The sequence below is a fragment of the Streptomyces sp. Root1304 genome, assembly GCF_001426405.1.
In the GTDB taxonomy this organism is placed as follows: Bacteria; Actinomycetota; Actinomycetes; order Streptomycetales; family Streptomycetaceae; genus Streptomyces.
On the sequence record NZ_LMEP01000009.1, the window covers coordinates 59,973 to 77,563 of the forward strand.

Genomic DNA, 17,591 nt, shown 5'->3' on the forward strand with positions numbered 1-17,591 from the left:
ACGCCCCCGCCCCGAGCGGTCCAGACCAAAGCCGGAACGCGCGCCCTCGCAGGCCGCACCGACCGGTCGTCGCCCCTCGGAGCGCCGGGCGTCACCTCCGCGTCCTCAGGCCGCGTTCGGGCCCACGTCCGCCGGAGTGAGCGGGCGGCGGAGCGGCGCCAGGGTCGAGTACTCGTCGGCACCGATGTCGCGGGCCGTGCCGCGGGTGTGGCCGTCGATGTCCTCCGGTACGGACGTGCCCGTCAGGGTGGCGGCGTCGATCGCGGGGCTGCCCGCGGCCAGGCGGTACACGCCGTCCGAGGAGGCGGTGAGACGGGGGTCGACCCGGGTGTAGCCGGAGGCCGGGATCGTGCCGGAGGCCGCGGCGCCCCACAGGATGTTGCTCTGCCAGGTGAAGTCGGTCGTCGCGCCCATGGCGACCAGGCTGCCGGAGTCGCCGACGATGAGGTTGTCGGCGACCACGACGTCCCGGGGCTCGTACGTCCGGGTCTCGCCCGAGAGCGAACTCTTGTTGTTGCGCAGGGTGTTGTGCACGATGATCGCGCGGTCGACCGCGTCGTTCCCGCGCCGCTGCTCGGTGGTCTCCCCGGCGGTGTGGTCGCGGGTGCTGCCGCTGCCGACGACCAGGGCGCGGACCGTCAGGTCGGCGAGGTAGTTGTTGACGATCAGGTGGTCGTTGCCGTAGAGGCGGATGCCCTCCTTGCCACCGATCAGGTAGTTGCCGTCCACCGTCGAGCCGTTGCCGTGGCGCAGCACGATGCCGCCCCGGCTGGACCGGATCGTGTTGTGGCGGACGGTGTTGCCGGAGGACTTCACCGAGATCGCCTCGGGGTCTCCGTCGCACCGCTCGAACAGGTTGTACTCCACCATCGCGTCGGCGTCGGACAGCGCGCGGCTGCTCACGCCGAGCCGGATCGACTCGCCGCCGTTGTCACCGGCGTAGCTGTGGTCGGAGAAGTAGTTCTTGAGGATCTGGGTGCGCTGGGCGATCTCCGTGGTGCCGGGGCCGTCGATGACGACGTAGATGCCCTCGGTGCTCTTGCCGTGGAAGTGGTTCCGGTCGAGCTTGGCGTCGTCGCCCTCCACCAGGACCCAGTCGACGGGGGTCACCTCGGCGAACTGGAAGTCGTTGCGGGTGAGCCGGATGCCCGGGCTGTTCACGGGGATCGCCAGGGTGCCGCTCTGGCGCAGGGCGAAGCCGCTGACGGTGATGTTGCTGGAGTCGTCGAAGACGAAGCTCCGCTCGCCGCGCAGCACGGCGCCGCCGCGGGACTGCGCGACGATCGTGATCGGCGCGGTGGTCGTGCCGTGCCGGCCGGTGACCTTGATGGAGCCGCCCGCGGGAACGGTGTAGGTGCCGTTGGCCACGACGATCCGGTCACCGGCGACGGCCTTGTCGATCGCGCTCTGGAGCGCGCTCAGGGAGGTGACGACCGTCTCCGCCGAAGCAGCCGCGGACGCGCCGCCCGCGAGGAGCGTGTCGAGGGGGACGGCGGTGACCGCCGCGCCGATCAGAGAGCCCTTGAGGAACGTCCGTCGCTGCATGCTGCCTCCTGGAGGGGGTGTGCGCGGGTGCGCCGGCGCCGGGGCGGGGGACCCGGCGGGGAGCCCCGGCCCGCCCCGGGGCCGAACGGAAGGGATCCGGGGCGAGCCCCCACGGCCCGCCCCGGATCCGGTCTGTGCGACGTCGGGCGCCGGCGTCCCCGCCGGACGGCGTGCGCCGGTTCCCGGACCGGATGTCGGGGATCAGTGTCCCCGTCGTCACTCACGTCTCGCTCACGTTCCGCTAACGCGGTGGGCGTCGGCCTCCGTTCGGGTGGACCTCGCGGATCGGCCGGTCGTGGGAGGGTGCCCGCCGGGCGGACCGGTTCACGATGGGGCGCGCGGGACCTCCGCGCCGCGTCCCCGTACACCGACGCGTGTTCTTCCCGTAAAGCCTCGTACGCCCGCGCGTGTTCTCGTGAAGCCTCGTACGCCCGCGCGTGATCCCGTGGAGCCCCGAGCCCGAAGGTGGACAGATGGCCGGCCGACGCAGGGCGTTCGCCCAGTTCCTGACCCTGGCCCTCGCCGCCGTGACCGTGGGCGCGGCGGGTGTCCGTCCCGTCGCCGCCGTCGGGGCGCACCCCGCTCCCGTACCGCACCCGGTCGCGCACGCGCCCGCGCCGCGTCCGGTGGCTCCCGCGCTCACACGGGCTCCGGCCGTCGACCGGACGACGATCTCCCACGACGACCTGCGTACCGGGTGGGACCCGGACGAGCCGGGGCTCGCCCCCGAGCAGGTGTCCGCCTCGGACTTCGGGCTGCAGTTCTCCACCACCGTCGACGGCCAGGTGTACGCGCAGCCCCTGGTCGTGGGCGACACGCTGGTGGCGGCGACGGAGAACAACAAGGTGTACGGGATCGACGCGGCGACCGGCCGGATCGGCTGGACGAAGGACTTCGGCGCGCCCTGGCCCGCTTCGGCGATCACCTGCGGGGACCTCGTCCCGAACGTGGGGGTCACCTCGACCCCGGTGTACGACCCGGCGACCGACGCCGTCTACCTGACGGCGAAGGTGAACGACGGCCCCGACGTCCAGCACCCGAACTGGTACGTGCACGCCCTCGATCCGGCGACGGGCGCCGAGCGGTCGGGCTGGCCGGTGAAGGTGACGGGCGCGCCCGTCAACGATCCGGGCCGGGCGTTCAACCCGTACACGGCGAGCCAGCGTCCGGGGCTGCTCCTGATGGGCGGTTCGGTGTACGCGGCCTTCGCCTCGCACTGCGACCGGGGCCCGTACGTCGGGTACGTGCTGGGGGTCGGCACGACGACGCGCCGGACGACGCTCTGGGCGACCGAGGACGCGTCCGCGAACGGGATGGCGGGCATCTGGATGAGCGGGGGCGGTCTGGTCTCGGACGGTCCCGGCCGCATCCTGTTCACCACGGGCAACGGGGTCTCCCCCGCGCCGGGGCCCGGCAACCGGCCGCCGGGACAGCTCGCGGAGTCGGTGGTCCGGCTCGGGGTGAACAGCGACGGCACGATGTCGGCGCAGGACTTCTTCAGCCCCTCCGACGCGCCGCTGCTCGACCAGAACGACACGGACCTGGGCTCGGGCGGTCCGGTGGCGCTGCCGGGACCCGTCTTCGGTACGAGCCGGTATCCGCGGCTGCTGGTCCAGATCGGCAAGGACGGGCGGCTGTTCCTCCTCGACCGGGACGACCTCGGCGGCCGGAGCCAGGGCGCGGGCGGCACCGACAAGGTGCTCGGCTCGTTCGGGCCGTACGAGGGCGTCTGGGGGCATCCGGCGGCGTACGGGGGTCAGGGCGGGTACGTGTACACGATCGGAAGCCGGGGGCCGCTGCGTGCCTTCGCGTACGGGCTCACCGGCTCGGGGCTGCCGGCGCTCAGCAACACGGGGAGCAGTGCGGAGCGGTTCGGCTACACCTCCGGCTCGCCGATCGTGACGTCCACGGGCACGAACCCGGGTTCGGCGCTGGTGTGGGCGGTCGCGGCGGACGGCACGAACGGTGCGAACGGGCAGCTGCGCGCGTACGACGCGGTGCCCGTGAACGGGGCGCTGCGGCTGCGGTGGTCGGCGCCGATCGGTGTGGCGGCGAAGTTCGCGGTGCCGGTCGCGGACGGCGGCCGGATCTACGTGGCCACTCGCGACGGTCAGGTGAAGGCCTTCGGCCGGCCGGCCGCCACGGCCCTGACGGGTGAGCCGGTGGACGCCGGCGAGGTCCCGGTCGGCGGGTCGGGCTCGGTCACGGCGACCGTCACGGCGACCCGTGACGTGACGGTCACCGGCGTCGGCACGCCCGCGGGCAGCGCGTTCTCGGCCTCGGCCGACGGGCTTCCGCGCACTCTGCGGGCGGGCGAGTCGTACACCGTGCGGGTGTCGTTCGCACCGACGGTTCCCGGGCCCGACACCTCGGCGCTGACGTTCACGACGGACCTGGGCGAGAGCGCGCTCGGTCTGACCGGGTACGGGACGAAGCCGGGGCTCGTCGCGTCGCCGGGCGCGCTGGACTTCGGGACGGTGGCGACGACGACCCACAAGGCGCTGGGGGTGACGTTCACCAACACGGGGACGGCGGACGAGACGATCTCCGGGGTCTCGCTCCCCGCCGCCCCGTTCTCGGCGGCGGACCCGCCGCCCGCCGGTACGGTCGTGCCGCCCCGGCACTCCGTCACCGTGCAGGTGGCGTACGCGCCGACGGCCGCCGGCCCGCACACCGGGACGCTCGCCGTCACGGGTGCGGACGGGACGGCGTCGGTGGCGCTGACCGGTGAGGCGGTGACCGGGCGGGCGCAGCTCACGGTCACGCCGACGTCGACGGACTTCGGGTCGGTGAAGGTCGGCGAGTCCGTGACCCGGACCTTCGACATCAGCAACACCGGGAACATCCCGCTCACGATCACCAAGGCGAAGCCGCCTGCGGCTCCGTTCCACGTGACCAGTCCGATCAGCGAGGGGCAGGTCCTCGGCCCGGAGGACGTGGTGCATCAGGCCGTCACCTTCTCCCCCACGTCGATCGGGGCGGTGACGGCCGCGTACGAGCTGACCTCGAACGACGGGAGCGGCCCGCAGAACGAGTCGCTGAAGGGCTCCGGGGCCGCCGGGGCGGTGGTCACCGTGCCGTCGCCGGGCGCCGGGGGCTGGAAGCTGAACGGATCGTCGCGGATCTCCGGGAACGACCTCCAGCTCACCCAGGCGACCGCGTCCCAGAAGGGTTCGGCGGTCTGGCCGGTGCCGGTGCTCACGGACGGGCTCAAGGCCTCGTTCACGACGGTCATCGGCGGCGGTACGGGCGCCGACGGGCTCACCTTCTCCCTGCTGGACGCGGCCCGGACCACGCCGACCGCGCTCGGCGGCGTCGGTGGCGGCCTCGGCTACAGCGGGCTCCCGGGGGTGGCCGTCGCCTTCGACACGTACCGCAATCCCGGTGATCCCTCGGCCAACTTCGTCGGGATCGCCACCGGCGGCAGCGGCTCGGCCCTGACGTACGCCTCGACGACGTCGAGCGTGCCGAACCTGCGGTCGGGCACCCACACGGTCGCGGTCGGCGTCGCCGGGAAGACGGTCACCGTCTCCGTCGACGGCGTCCAGCGGCTGCGGACCGCGGTCGCCGCGCTGCCGTCGACGGCGCTGCTCGCCTTCACGGGCGGGACCGGCAGCGTGACCGACATCCACGCCGTGCGGGGTGCGGCGATCACCGCCCCCTCGTACGCGCTGCCGCCGCCGGGCCCCAACGGGTGGACGTACAACGGCAGCGCCGCCCTGTCCGGCACCTCCCTCGTCCTCACCCCCGCCCAGACCGGTCTGACGGGTTCCGCGGTGCAGGCGACCGCCGTGCCCTCGGCGCGGCTGAAGGCGCGCTTCACCGCCACCCTCTCGGGCGGCACGGGCGCCGACGGGCTCGCCCTGCTGCTGCTCGACGCGTCGCGCACGACGCCCAGGGCGCTGGGTGCCGGGGGCGGCGGGCTCGGCTTCAGCGGTTTGCCGGGGGTGGCGGTCACCCTGGACACCTACCGCAATCCCGGGGACCCCTCGGCGAACTTCGTGGCGGTCGCCACCGGCGGCACGGGCTCGGCCCTGCGGTACGCGGCGACGTCGACCGCCGTGCCGGCCCTGCGGACCGGCAGCCACGTGATCGACGTCAACGTCACCGCCGCGGGGCGTCTCCTGGTCCTCGTCGACGGCGTCCAGGTCATCGACGTGGCGGTGACGCTGCCCGGGAACGTCCTCGTCGGCTTCTCGGGCGCCACGGGCGGTCTGACCGACCGTCACGCGGTCTCGGGGGTACGCGTGGGGTACTGAGCCGGGTGCTCTCGCAGCGCCTCCGGTAGTCTGCTCGACTTCCGCACACGTACCCGATCTCTCCAGTGAGGCGAGCGACGTACATGAGCAAGCTGAGCCGTATCTACGTGGACGCCTGCCTGCGCGAGGACGGCGGACTCGCCGACGCCGTCGCGCGGGCCGAACTGCCGCCGGCCTTCGACGAGGCCTGGCGCGCGCACCTGCTGCCCCGGCCGTGGTTCGTGAGCGCCGCCGAGACGGCGGCCTTCGCCCGGGACCTGGAGGGCTTGTTCGACCTCCTGGTGTCCCTGCCGGACCGGCTCTTCGACGGTGATCTCGACCGGTACGCGGCGGAGATCGGGATCGGTCCCGCGCTCTCGGTCCTGCTCCGCCGGGGCGCGAGCGGTGTCCCGGCGAAGCTCGGCCGCGCCGACGCGTACCACGACGGCACCGGGTACAAGCTCCTGGAGTTCAACCTCGGCAGCGAGGTCGGCGGTCTCGACATGGCCGTGTTCAACCAAGGGCTGCTCGGTGTCCCCGAGTTCGCCGCGTTCGCCCGTGAGCACGGGCTCGGCCACGTCGACATCGCCGCGCGGACGGCCGCCGTCCTGCGGGACCGGGCGAGGCCGGCGGTGTCCGGCGGAGGGGAGCCGGTGATCGGGCTGATCGAGGGGCGCGGCGGTGTCGCCCCGTACGGGCGGCTGATGCGGGCCACGGTGGAGGCGATGGCCGAGCAGGGGCTCGACCTGCGGATCGGGGAGATCGGGGAGGTACGCACCCGGGCGGACGGGAAGCTCACCCTCCACGGCACTCCGCTGGACCTGGTGCTGCGGAACTTCGCCGCCGGTCAGCTGCTGGCCGATCCGGAGGGCGCGGAGGCCGCGGAACCGTTCTTCCGGGCCCACCGGGCGGGCCGGACCGTGCTGTTCACGTCGCTGGAGAGCGGCTACTACGCGAACAAGAGCGCGCTCGCGCTGCTCACGGACCCGCGCTGGAACGATTCCTTCGACGCGGCGGAGCGGGCGCTCGTCGCGCGCGTGCTGCCGTGGAGCCGGGGGCTGGGGACGAGCGGGGTGGGTCCGGGGTCGGGGCGCCGCGGCTCGGGTTCCGGATCCGGCTCCGGCTCCGGCTCCGGCTCCGGCCTCGGTGAGCTGGTGGACCTCTGCCGGGAGCGGAGGGAGCGGCTCATCCTCAAGCCCGGAGCCGGATACGGCGGTCTCGACACCTTCGTCGGCTGGGAGTCCACCGAGGCCGAGTGGGACGCGGCGCTGCGGGTCGCCGTGGAGCGCGGCGGCTATGTGGCGCAGGAACGTGTCGTACCGCACCCCGAGCCGGTGCACGACCCGGCGACGGGAACCGTCGACGACTGGATCGCCGCCATCGGCATCTTCCTCACGGACGACGGGTATGCGGGCGCGCACGCGCGTGCCAACCGCGCGGACGGGGGTGCGATCGTCGGGATGAGCAGCAATCCGGACACGCGGATGGTGGGTGTGTTCACGCATCCCTGAGGGAGCGGCGGGTCAGCGTGGGTCGTCCTTCTTCCAGGGGCCGACGGCGAGCTTGCCCGTGGTGCCGATGTCGAACTCGGGGATCACCGTCACCGGCGCGGCCCCGGACCTCGCCCACACGCGCGCGTAGGGGGCGTTCACGGGGTCGGCGGAGAAGCCGTCGACGGTGTTCCGCCAGACCAGACCGGCGTGGGCGCTCTCCCCGGGTGCGAGGACCATGGACAGGGCGGGGCCGTCGGCCCCCGTGCCGGTGGCGACGGCGTCGCCGCCCCGGAGGACCGCCACGCCCTCGACGGGGTCGTGGTCCTCGTCGCGGATCTCCACCCGGGGGTAGCCGTGGAGCGGGTAGGGCCGGGTGCCGCAGTTCTCCAGGTGGAGTCCGACGACCCGGAGCCCCATGGCGGCGTCGCCGTCGTCGGCGTACACGCGCACGCCCGTGGGCGGGCAGGTGCCGCCCTCGACGGGCGTCTCGGCGGTCGGGAAGCTCCGCACCTTCGTGATCCGCACACGGCCCGTGTTGCCGGCGGCGCCGCCGGGGAGGCCGCCCTCAGGAAGGCGGCCGGCTGCGGTGACGGTCCGCCGGACCGTGCGGCCGGGGGCCAGCTGGACCGTGTCCTCCACGTCGGCGATCCCCTGGCCGGATTCCGAGAGGAAGGTGAGCGCGACGACGTAGGTGAAGGGCTCGGTCTCCTCGCTGGTGAGCGAGTACACGGCGCAGGGCCGGCCGCCGGCACCTCCGTCGCCGGTTCCGATGACCGTGACGCCGTCACGGGATGCCGCCGGCGACGCCTCGGGGGCGGCGGAAGCACCGGCGGAGTCGGCGGAGGAGCTGGTGGAGGCGTCGGCGGAAGGCCCGGCCCCCGGTCCGCACACGGGTCGCCCTGAGGGGGTGGCGGCACCCGCCCCGGGCTGCTCGGATCCGCAGGCGGTGAGCAGCAGGAGCCCGGTGAGGGCGGCGGGGAGCGAGTAGCGGGTGAGGCCTTTGGTGCGCATGGGCAGAGTCGATCAGGTGCGGTGCCCCGTCGGCCATGACGGAGGCCACGCTTCCGGTAACAGGTCCGTCCCGGACGACGGACCGGTCACGCTCGGGGCAGCCCCGTCAGGGCGCGTGCTCAGGACACGGCCCCGTCAGGGCGCCACGTGGTAGTAGCGACGGCAGCCGCGCAGCATCGCCTCCGGCGACAGCGTGAACACGTCGACGAAGGGAAGCTCCCCGACCCGCCCCATCACCACCACACTGTCCCCCTCGGCCACGATCCGGTCGAGGGTGTGCCGCGCGGGCGGCACCAGGCCCTCCCGGTGCATCCGCAGCACCTCCGCGCGCCCCTGACCCGGCGGCGCGTCCGGCCGGCGCAGCTCCACGTCCTCGTGGAGGAGCGAACCGAATCCGTCCACGTCCCCGTCGTCGAGGTAGTGATAGGCGAGCCGTACGTGGTCGACCCCGGCCGCCGTGACCATGCCGCCCACCTCGCGCCCGCCGCCCCGCTCACTGTCTTCGCTGCTGCTCACCGGCCGTGTCCTTTCGTGCGTCCTCGGACACTCTGCTCCGGCCGTGCAACCCCGAACTATCGCAGGGCTATCACCGGACGGACGCGACACGCTCCCCACGGAAACTCCACGGCATGGACAAAAGCCGTTCGGTTCCAGGAGACTGACCCGGCAGCTGCCGCGATCATCCCTCTCCGAGCGCCGGACCCCGACCTGGGAGACGTATGCCCGACTCCGTCAGCGGGGTACGCCCCGCTCCTGAAGGCCCTGTCTTCCGCATCCTGGGGCCGTTACAGGTCACCGGTCCGCGAGGGCCGGTCCGTGTGCCCCCCGGCCGCCAGGAAGTCATCCTGGCCGCCCTCCTGTTGGAGGCCAACCGGGTCGTCGGCACCGACTATCTCGTCGATCTGATCTGGGACGACGAACCGCCGGACACCGCCCGTACGCAGGTGCAGATCTGTGTGTCCCGGCTGCGGAAGCTGTTCGCGGGGGCGGGCCTCGACGCCGCCATCACCACCCGGCCGCCGGGATACGTCCTGAAGACCGACAGCGAGAGCGTGGACTCGGCCCGGTTCGCCCGCCAGGTGGCGGAGGCGCGTGCGCTGCTCAGGTCGGACCGGCCCGCCGAGGCCGTCGAACGACTGCGGGCCGCCGAGGAGTTGTGGCAGGGGGCGGGTCTCGACGGCGTCACCTGCGACACCCTGCGGAGCAAGGCCCTCCAGCTGGACGAGGAACGGCTGACGGCCGTGGAGACCCGCATCCAGCTGGAGCTCGACCTCGGCCGCCATCACCAACTGGTCGGCGAGATCCAGCTGTTGGTGCGGGAACACGCGCTGCGCGAGCGTCTGCGCGGTCAGCTGATGCTGGCCCTGTACCGCTCCGGCCGCCAGGCCGAGGCCCTGGAGGCGTACCGGATCGGCCGTGAACTCCTCGTGGAGGAACTCGGCCTGGAGCCCGGCGAGGAACTGCGCGGACTGGAGTCGGCGATCCTCTCCGGCGACCCTTCGCTGCGGCCGGCCGGCCCCGGGGACCGGATCGGTTCGGCACCCCTCGGGCATGCCCCCGGTGGAGACGGACGCGCGGGCGCGGGGCACGATGCCGACCGGCCGTCCGGACGGCGTACCGACGGCGGCGGCGTCGACGACGGCCGATGGGACGGCCGTACCGGAGCCGGGGCGGGAGCGGGCACGGCTCCCGGGGCCGGATCGGGTGCCGGTCCAGGTGCCGGATCGGGGTCGGGGCGGTACTCCGGAGCGGAGTCGTATCCCGGCGGCGCTGAACCGTACGGCGGCGCGGGGGCGAGCGGGGACACCCGTACCGGCATCGCGGGCGTCGGAGGCGGTGGCGGCATCGGCGGTGTCCCGGGGATCACCAGCACCTCCGGGCTCATGGGCGCCGCCGGACTGATGGGCAACGCCGGGCTGATGGGCAACGCGGGCACCACCGGCATCGACGCGGCAGCCCGTACGGGATCGGCGCCCGGACCCGGCTCGGGACCCTCGGCAGCACCGGCCGCGGAGGCCCCGGACACCCTCGCGGCCCACCCCGCGCGTACCGCCTCAGGAGCCGTGGCCGGAGCGGGCGAGGAGATTCCCCGCCAACTCCAGGCCGACACGGCGGACTTCGTCGGCGACGAGGAGCAGATGGGCGCGATCGAGCGCGCCCTGATCGGTGACGGGCAGCGGCGGGCGGTGGGGGTCGCCGTGATCGTCGGCAAGCCCGGCACCGGCAAGTCCACGCTGGCCACCCACATCGCGCACCGCATCGGGGAGAATCGTTTCCCCGATGGTCAGCTGTACTGCGACCTGCGCGGCACCACGGCCGCTCCCGCCACGGCGTCCGAGGTCCTCGGCCGTTTCCTGCGGGCTCTCGGCATCCCCGGCCCGGTGATCCCCGAGTCGCTCGACGAGCGGGCCGAGATGTACCGGACCCTGCTCGCCACCCGGCGCGTGCTCGTCGTCCTCGACGACGCCGCCTCGGAGAGCCAGGTCCGGCCGCTGCTTCCTGGCACCCGTAGCTGCGCGGTGCTGGTGACCAGCCGGCTGCGGATCACCGGGCTGCCCGGCGCGTACCGCGTGGAGCTGGACGTCCTCGACACCGAGCGCGCCCTGGAACTCCTCGTCCGGGTCATCGGCCCCGAGCGGGTCACCCGGGAGTCGGTGGCCGCCGAGGCGCTGATCAGGACGGTGGGAGGACTGCCGCTCGCGCTGCGGATCGTGGCCGCCCGGCTGGCCGCGCGCCCGCACTGGACGCTGGCCTCGATGGTCCACCGGCTGGCCAACGAGCGGCACCGGCTCGACGAGCTGACCCACGGCGAGATGACCATGCGGGCCAGTCTGTCGCTCACCCACGACGGCCTGGGCGCGGAGGAGCGGAGGCTGCTGAGGCTGCTGAGCCTGGCGCAGGGGCCGACGCTGCCGGGCTGGCTGGCCGGCGCCCTCCTCGACGACGGCCGCCCCTTCCCCTCCGACCTGCTCGAACCCCTCGTCGACGTGCAGATGCTCGACGTGGTGGGCGTCGAGTCGACGGGTGGATTCCGGTACCGGTTCCACGAGATCATCCGGGTCTTCGCACGCGAGCAGCTCGCCGCCCACGACGAGCCGGCCACCCAGTCGACCGCCCTCGGCCGCATGATGGGCGGCTGGATGGCACTCGCCGAGGAGGCCCACCGGCGGATCTACGGCGGGGACTTCACCCTCCTGCACGGCCGGGCGCCCCGCTGGCAGCCGCCGCGCACCGTGGTCGACGAACTCCTCGTGGACCCACTGGAATGGCTGGACAGCGAACAGGCCAACCTGTGCCAGGCGGTGGAGCACGCGGCGCGGGAGCGGATGGACGAGCTGAGCTGGGACCTCGCGACCACGCTCGTGACGCTCTTCGAGGTGCGCGGCCATCACGAGCTGTGGGAACGGACCCACGAGCAGGCGCTCGCGGCGGTCAGGCTGGCGGGCAACACCCGTGGCACGGCGGCCCTGTTGAGCTCGATGGGTTCACTGCACCTCAGCCGCAGCCAGCACGAGGAGGCCCGGCAGGCCCTCACGACCGCGCTCGGCCTGTTCACGGAGCTCGACGACGCGCACGGGCGTGCTCTGTGCCGCCGCGACCTGGCCCTGCTGGACCGGCTGGGCGGCGCCGACGACCGGGCGCTCGATCTGTACGGGCTGGCGCTCGCCGACTTCGACCGGGCCGAGGACCCGGTGGGGCGTGCGAACGTCCTCACGCACAGCGCGCACATCTGGATGCGGCGCGGTCAGGACTCCACCGCCCAGTCCCAGCTGGACGAGGCCCTGGGGATCTACCGCTCGGTGGGCTACACGGGCGGGCAGGCACGGACGCTGCGCCGGGTGGGGCAGCTGCTGTACGGACGGGGCGAGCACGAGCAGGCGGTACGCACCTTCAGCGAGGTGCTGGAACTGTGCCGTGACCGCGGTGACGTGATCGGCGAGGGGCATCTGCTGCGGGACCTGGGCCAGGCGCACGCGGCCATGGGCCTGGACCGTCTCGCACGGGACTTCTACGACCGTTCGCTGACGATGCGCGAACAGATCATGGACCAGGGCGGATCGGCGCTGGTTCGGCTCGACCTGGCGCGGCTGCTCGCCCGTTCGGGTGAGCGGGACCGGTCGAGGGGTCTGCTGGAGAGCGCCGCCCAGACCTTCCGGGACCGGAACATGGGCCCGGAACTTCGGGAGACGGAACTGCTGCTCGGGCGGTGAGCGACGTGGAGCGGGGCTGAGCGACGTCCGGCGGCGTTCGGCGATGTCGAGCGCGGCGGCCTGCGGGCCGGCCGGATCAGTCCCAGGGGTCGTTGTTCGTGGCGCTCGGGGTGGGGGTGGGCGTCGGCTCGGCGGCGCCGTCGAGCGGGGTGGCCGGGGCGGTCTGCGTCGTACCCGTGGGAGCGGTGACGTCCTCGGCGTGCGCGGCCTGGGTGCCGAGCACGGCCACGCCGGCGACGGCGGCGGTGAGGAGGGCGGTGCGGAGGGCCTTGGTGAGGCTCATCTGAGTGGTCCCTTCGGGTCTGGGGGCGCTGTCTGCTTCGTTTTCCGCTTCGTGCTTCGTTCTCTGTGGGCACCACACTAGGAAGCGCCGGAATCCCCGTACCGCCCCCGCCCCTATCCCCGCGTTATCACGGCACGGACCGGCGTGATGCCGTGATAGCGACCGCTTTCCCCGCTCCATTGCCGGGGTGATGTTCCGCCGATAGCGCGAGTCGAACGATGGGAACAGGAACCGGACGGTGGCCTCCCCCACGAGGGGAGGCGCCGGCCAGCACCTGCCCAGGGGGTTCCCCACCACGACTCGCGGGAGCGCAGATGAGCATGACCGGCCCGTCCACCGCGGCAGCCGCAGGCCCCTCCACCAGTCAAGAGAGCGCCCGTCTCGGCGCCCTCATCAGGAGCCATCGGCTGCGGATCGGCCTCACCCAGCGGGAGCTGGCCGATCTGTCGACGATCAGTGTGCGGGCGATCCGCGACCTGGAGCAGGGCAAGGCACGGCGTCCTCGCACCGACACCGTACGGCTGATAGCGGACGCCCTGCGGCTGGGCTCCCGCGCCCGGACCGCGCTGGAGGCCGCGGCGCAGCAGGGGCGGTGCTCCACCGGGTCGGCCGGGAGCGTCCTGGACACCGATCCGCCGGCCCCGCCGACCGCGCTGCACGGGATCGCGGGCCGTGAGGCGGAGACCGAGGCGATGGTGAGCGAGCTGTCCACGGCGGCGGAACGCCTGGTCAACGTGGTGGGCTTGAGCGGGGTGGGGAAGACACGGGTGGCCCTCGAAGTCGCGAACCGGCTGTACGCGGCGGGGCTTCCGGTGCTCTGGTACGCCTTTCCGGACGCGCCCCGGGACTATCTGGAGGCCGCGGGCGCCGGGCGGGCCGACCGGCTCGTGCGCGCGGCCGTCGAGCGCCTCTTCGCTCCGGCGGACGGCGGGGAGCGGCGCGAGGGCGAGGGGCCGGTCGGGCAGGGGGAGACCCTTCCCGAACTCATCGGCGACCGGGCCGTGTTACTCGTGCTGGACGGCGCCCCGGAGCGGGCACCCCGTTTCGACCGGCTCACCGGTCTGATGCGGGAGTGCCCGGGGCTGAGACTCCTCGTGACCTCCGAGCAGCCGTGGCAGATCCCCGGTGAACGGCCTTTTCTGCTGGCTCCGTTGGACATTCCCGCAGGGCCTTCGTCCTCGTCGGCCTCGGCATCGTCGGCTTCGGCTTCGGCTTCGGCTTCGGCTTCGGCTTCGGAGGCGACCGCTTCTCCTTCGGTGCGGCTCTTCCTCGACCATGTGCGCCGGGTCCGGCCCGAGTTCGTGCCCCAGGGGGCCGATCTGGCCGAGGTGGCGCGGATCTGCCGCCGGCTCGACGGGCATCCGATGGCGCTGGGCGCCGCGGCCTCGTGGCTGGCGGTCTGTGACCTCGCGACGCTCCGCGCGAGCGTGGACGGGGATCCCGCGCCCCTGCTCGACCACCTCGCGGGCGGGGACGGCGGACTGCGCTTCCGGGCCGCGCTGCGCCGCGGTCTGGCCCGGCTCTCCGCCGGTCACCGGGCGCTGCTCGCCACGCTGTGCGCGAGGACGGGACCGGCGGGCGGTGATGACGACGAGGGCGGCGCGTTCGGGCTCGAAGAGATCGTCCGGCTGACCGGCCTCGGGCTGCCGGAGTGCGGACGCATGGTGCGGGATCTGCTGATCAGCGGGGTGATCCGGCCCAGCCACGAGGCCGGCCGGTCCCGGTTCCACGTCCTGCAGCTGGTCCGTGCGTTCCATGGCGAGGCAGACGAGGCTGCCGGAGCCGCTGGGGCTGTCGGGACTGACGGACCCGCGTGGAGCGCTGAGACCGATGAGGCCGGCGGGGCCCACGGGGCCGGCCCGGCGCGCGGCCGTACGGGCGCCGAAGGTGCCGGGCCCGCCGCTCTCGCTGCCGCCGCGCACTGAGCTGCTGCCGGAGTGCCGGGGCAACTGCCGCCCGCGGCCGGGCCTCCGGGTTTGGATGACATCGGCCGGTTGGTGCGCGGAACGCCCCGGAGTCGGCCGGCCCTCGCACCCCCGTCTCTCACAAGGAGCTCGCTCATGGCGTCCGATGCTGGTACCGCCCCCGGTGCGGCAGCCGTGCGGCTGCCGCTGTCGGCAGCGCAGCACGACATCTGGATGGCACACCACCTCGACCCGACCGGTCGCCGCTACAACATCGGCGAGTACCACGAGATCCGGGGCGCGGTGGACGAGGAGCTGTTCGCCGCCGCCTGGTACCAGCTGGTCCGCGAGGCGGATGTGCTGCGGATCCGCAGGACCGAGGCGGACGAGGAGGGCGTGTGGCAGATCCTCGACGCCGATCCGGGTGACCGGCGCATCGAGTCGGTGGACCTCAGCAGTGCCGCCGACCCGGAGGCGGAGGCCCGGACGTGGGTCAGGCGCTGCCTGGCCGCCCCCTACGACCTGGCCGCCGGTGACCTGACCCGGCACGCGCTCGTCAAGCTCGGCGAGGAGCACTTCCTCTACGTCAAGTGCTATCACCACGTCGTCCTCGACGGGATGGCCTCGTCCCTCCTCGACCAGCGGATCGCCGAGCTGTACGGGAAGGCGCTGGCCGGCGAGGCGTGGGGCCCGACGCCGTTCGGGACGCTGCCCGAGCTGCTCGCCGAGGACGCCGCCCACCGGTCCTCGCCGGAGGCGGCGGCCGAGCGCGCCCACTGGACGGAGCACCTGACCGGCGCCCCCGAGACCCCTCGGATCGCCGAGGGCCGTACGACGGGCGTGCCGGACGACGGAGTGCCGTTCGTGCGCCGGAGCGCGCTGCTCGACCCCGGGCGGGCGGAGCGGCTGCGGGAGGTGGCCCGCGCGCACCGCACCCGCTGGCCGATGCTGATGGTGGCGATGGTCGCGGCGTACGTCCACCGGATCAGCGGGCGCACGGACCTGACGCTGGGACTTCCGGTGACGGGGCGGACCACCGAACTCGCGCGCCGTACGCCGGGGATGGCGTCGAACGTGGTGCCGCTGCGTCTGACGGTGGATCCGGGCGCTTCGCTCTCCGAGCTGGTGCGGTCGGTGGTGGCGGAGTCACGGCACGGGCTGAAGCACCAGCGGACCCGGTACGAGGACATGTGCCGGGATCTGGGTCTCGCCGAGGGGGCGCGGCGTCTCACCGCGCCGCTAGTCAACATCATGGCCTTCGCTCCCGAGCTGGACTTCGGGGGGCAGCCGACGCTGACGCACAACCTGAGCAACGGTCCGGTGGAGGACCTCGCGATCGGGGTGTACGACCGGGGGCCGGAGGTGGGTGTACGGGTCGACTTCGACGCGGCACCGGAGGTCTGCGACCTCGCGGCCGTGGCCGACCACCAGGACCGCTTCCTGCGCTTCGTGGACACCGCGCTGGACGGAATGGACAGCGGCGTACGGGAGTTGGACCTGCTCGATCCCGCCGAACGCCGCCTGCTGCTCGGTGAGCGGGCGGGTGTCGAGGTGGAGATCGGGGACGCGACGCTGGCGGAGCTGTTCGAGGAGCAGGTCCGGCTGCGGCCCGAGCACCCGGCCGTCGTCTTCGGTGAAGAGACGCTGACCTATGGGGAGCTGAACGAGCGGGGCGGAGGCGGAGCTGTTCGAGGAGCAGGTCCGGCTGCGGCCCGAGCACCCGGCCGTCGTCTTCGGTGAAGAGACGCTGACCTATGGGGAGCTGAACGAGCGGGCGAATCGTCTCGCGCATCACCTCATGGCCGCGGGTCTGCGCCGGGGCGACCTCGCCGGCGTCCTGCTCGAACGGAGCAACGCCTTCGCCGTCGCCGTCCTCGCCGTCATCAAGACCGGCGCCGGCTACGCCCTCCTCGACCCCGAGTTCCCCGACGAGCGGCTGGCGAACACGGCGTCGGACGCCCGGATCGCCGTGCTGGTCAGCGACGGCCGGCAGGCGGGACGGCTGACGGGGCCGTGGCACACGGTCCTGGTGGACCGTGAGGCGGACGCGATCGGCGCACGGCCGACGAGCGACCCGGAGACGGTGGTGACCTTCGACGACGTGGCGTGCGTGATGTTCACGTCGGGATCCACCGGACGCCCCAAGGGCATCCTCTCCTCCCACCGCAACCTCATCTCCACCCTCACCCACCAGACCTACTGCACGTGCGTGATGTTCACGTCGGGATCCACCGGACGCCCCAAGGGCATCCTCTCCTCCCACCGCAACCTCATCTCCACCCTCACCCACCAGACCTACTGCACCTTCGGACCCACCGAAACCTTCCTCCAATGCTCACCCGTCTCCTGGGACGCCTTCTCCCTCGAATACTGGGGCGCCCTCCTCCACGGCGGCACCACCATCCTCCAACCCGGACAACGCCCCGACCCCACCCACATCACCGAACTCACCCACCACCACACCATCACCATGCTCCAACTCTCCTCCAGCCTCTTCAACTACCTCACCGACGAACACCCCCACACCTTCCACACCACCCACACCACCTACACCGGCGGCGAACCCGCCAGCCCCACCCACACCCACAAACTCCACACCCACCACCCCCACCTCACCATCACCAACGGCTACGGCCCCGCCGAATCCCTCGGCTTCACCACCACCCACACCATCCAACCCACCACCACACCCCCCACCACCCACCCCATCGGCACCCCCCTCACCAACAAACACACCTACATCCTCGACACCCACCTCAACCCCACACCCCCCGGCACCACCGGCGAGCTCTACCTCACCGGACACGGACTCGCCCACGGCTACCACCACCAACCCACCACCACCGCCACCCACTTCACCCCCAACCCCTACGGACCCCCCGGCACCCGCCTCTACCGCACCGGAG

10 protein-coding genes are annotated in these 17,591 nt (G+C 73.2%); 6 read left to right on the forward strand and 4 right to left on the reverse strand.

Annotation, left to right across the window (positions count from 1 at the left end; translation table 11 throughout):
• Positions 1-105: 105 nt before the first annotated feature.
• The gene (locus ASD33_RS12385) at positions 106-1,545 is read right to left on the reverse strand and encodes a polysaccharide lyase 6 family protein (RefSeq protein ID WP_056557855.1); all 1,440 of its coding nucleotides are present in this window, start codon (positions 1,543-1,545) and stop codon (positions 106-108) included.
• A 473-nt stretch (positions 1,546-2,018) separates the two neighbouring features.
• Here ASD33_RS12385 and ASD33_RS12390 point away from each other — a divergent pair, with 473 nt between their 5' ends.
• Together ASD33_RS12390 and ASD33_RS12395 are read left to right on the forward strand one after the other, a co-directional pair.
• The gene (locus ASD33_RS12390; RefSeq protein WP_056557857.1) at positions 2,019-5,804 is read left to right on the forward strand and encodes a choice-of-anchor D domain-containing protein; all 3,786 of its coding nucleotides are present in this window, start codon (positions 2,019-2,021) and stop codon (positions 5,802-5,804) included.
• A gap of 83 nt (positions 5,805-5,887) precedes the next feature.
• Positions 5,888-7,294: a hypothetical protein gene (locus ASD33_RS12395; RefSeq protein ID WP_056557859.1), complete on the forward strand. Its 1,407-nt coding sequence runs from the start codon at positions 5,888-5,890 to the stop codon at positions 7,292-7,294.
• A 12-nt stretch (positions 7,295-7,306) separates the two neighbouring features.
• Here the strand turns inward: ASD33_RS12395 and ASD33_RS12400 are convergent, their stop codons facing one another.
• Both ASD33_RS12400 and ASD33_RS12405 read right to left on the reverse strand, forming a co-directional pair.
• Complete coding sequence (locus ASD33_RS12400) at positions 7,307-8,287, reverse strand: DUF4232 domain-containing protein (RefSeq protein WP_056557861.1); 981 nt, start codon at positions 8,285-8,287, stop codon at positions 7,307-7,309.
• A gap of 135 nt (positions 8,288-8,422) precedes the next feature.
• Positions 8,423-8,803 (reverse strand): nuclear transport factor 2 family protein, encoded by a 381-nt coding sequence (locus tag ASD33_RS12405; protein ID WP_242426965.1) that lies wholly within the window; start codon positions 8,801-8,803, stop codon positions 8,423-8,425.
• A gap of 203 nt (positions 8,804-9,006) precedes the next feature.
• Here ASD33_RS12405 and ASD33_RS12410 point away from each other — a divergent pair, with 203 nt between their 5' ends.
• Positions 9,007-12,498, forward strand: a complete 3,492-nt coding sequence (locus tag ASD33_RS12410; protein ID WP_242426966.1) for a BTAD domain-containing putative transcriptional regulator — start codon at positions 9,007-9,009, stop codon at positions 12,496-12,498.
• A 76-nt stretch (positions 12,499-12,574) separates the two neighbouring features.
• On the opposite strand, the gene ASD33_RS12415 is transcribed toward ASD33_RS12410, so the two are convergent.
• Positions 12,575-12,781 carry a hypothetical protein gene (locus ASD33_RS12415; RefSeq protein ID WP_056557863.1) on the reverse strand — a complete coding sequence of 69 codons (207 nt, stop codon included), beginning with the start codon at positions 12,779-12,781 and terminating at the stop codon, positions 12,575-12,577.
• A gap of 314 nt (positions 12,782-13,095) precedes the next feature.
• Here ASD33_RS12415 and ASD33_RS12420 point away from each other — a divergent pair, with 314 nt between their 5' ends.
• From ASD33_RS12420 to ASD33_RS12430, 3 genes are all read left to right on the forward strand, one after another.
• Positions 13,096-14,706, forward strand: coding sequence for a helix-turn-helix domain-containing protein (locus ASD33_RS12420; RefSeq protein ID WP_063991948.1), 1,611 nt, complete (start codon positions 13,096-13,098; stop codon positions 14,704-14,706).
• A 135-nt stretch (positions 14,707-14,841) separates the two neighbouring features.
• Entirely contained in the window at positions 14,842-16,425 is a 1,584-nt protein-coding gene (locus ASD33_RS12425) for a condensation domain-containing protein (RefSeq protein ID WP_079044728.1), read from the forward strand.
• Between the two features lie 7 nt (positions 16,426-16,432).
• The coding region (locus ASD33_RS12430) for an AMP-binding protein (RefSeq protein WP_242427139.1) at positions 16,433-17,591 on the forward strand (1,159 nt) is incomplete at its 3' end.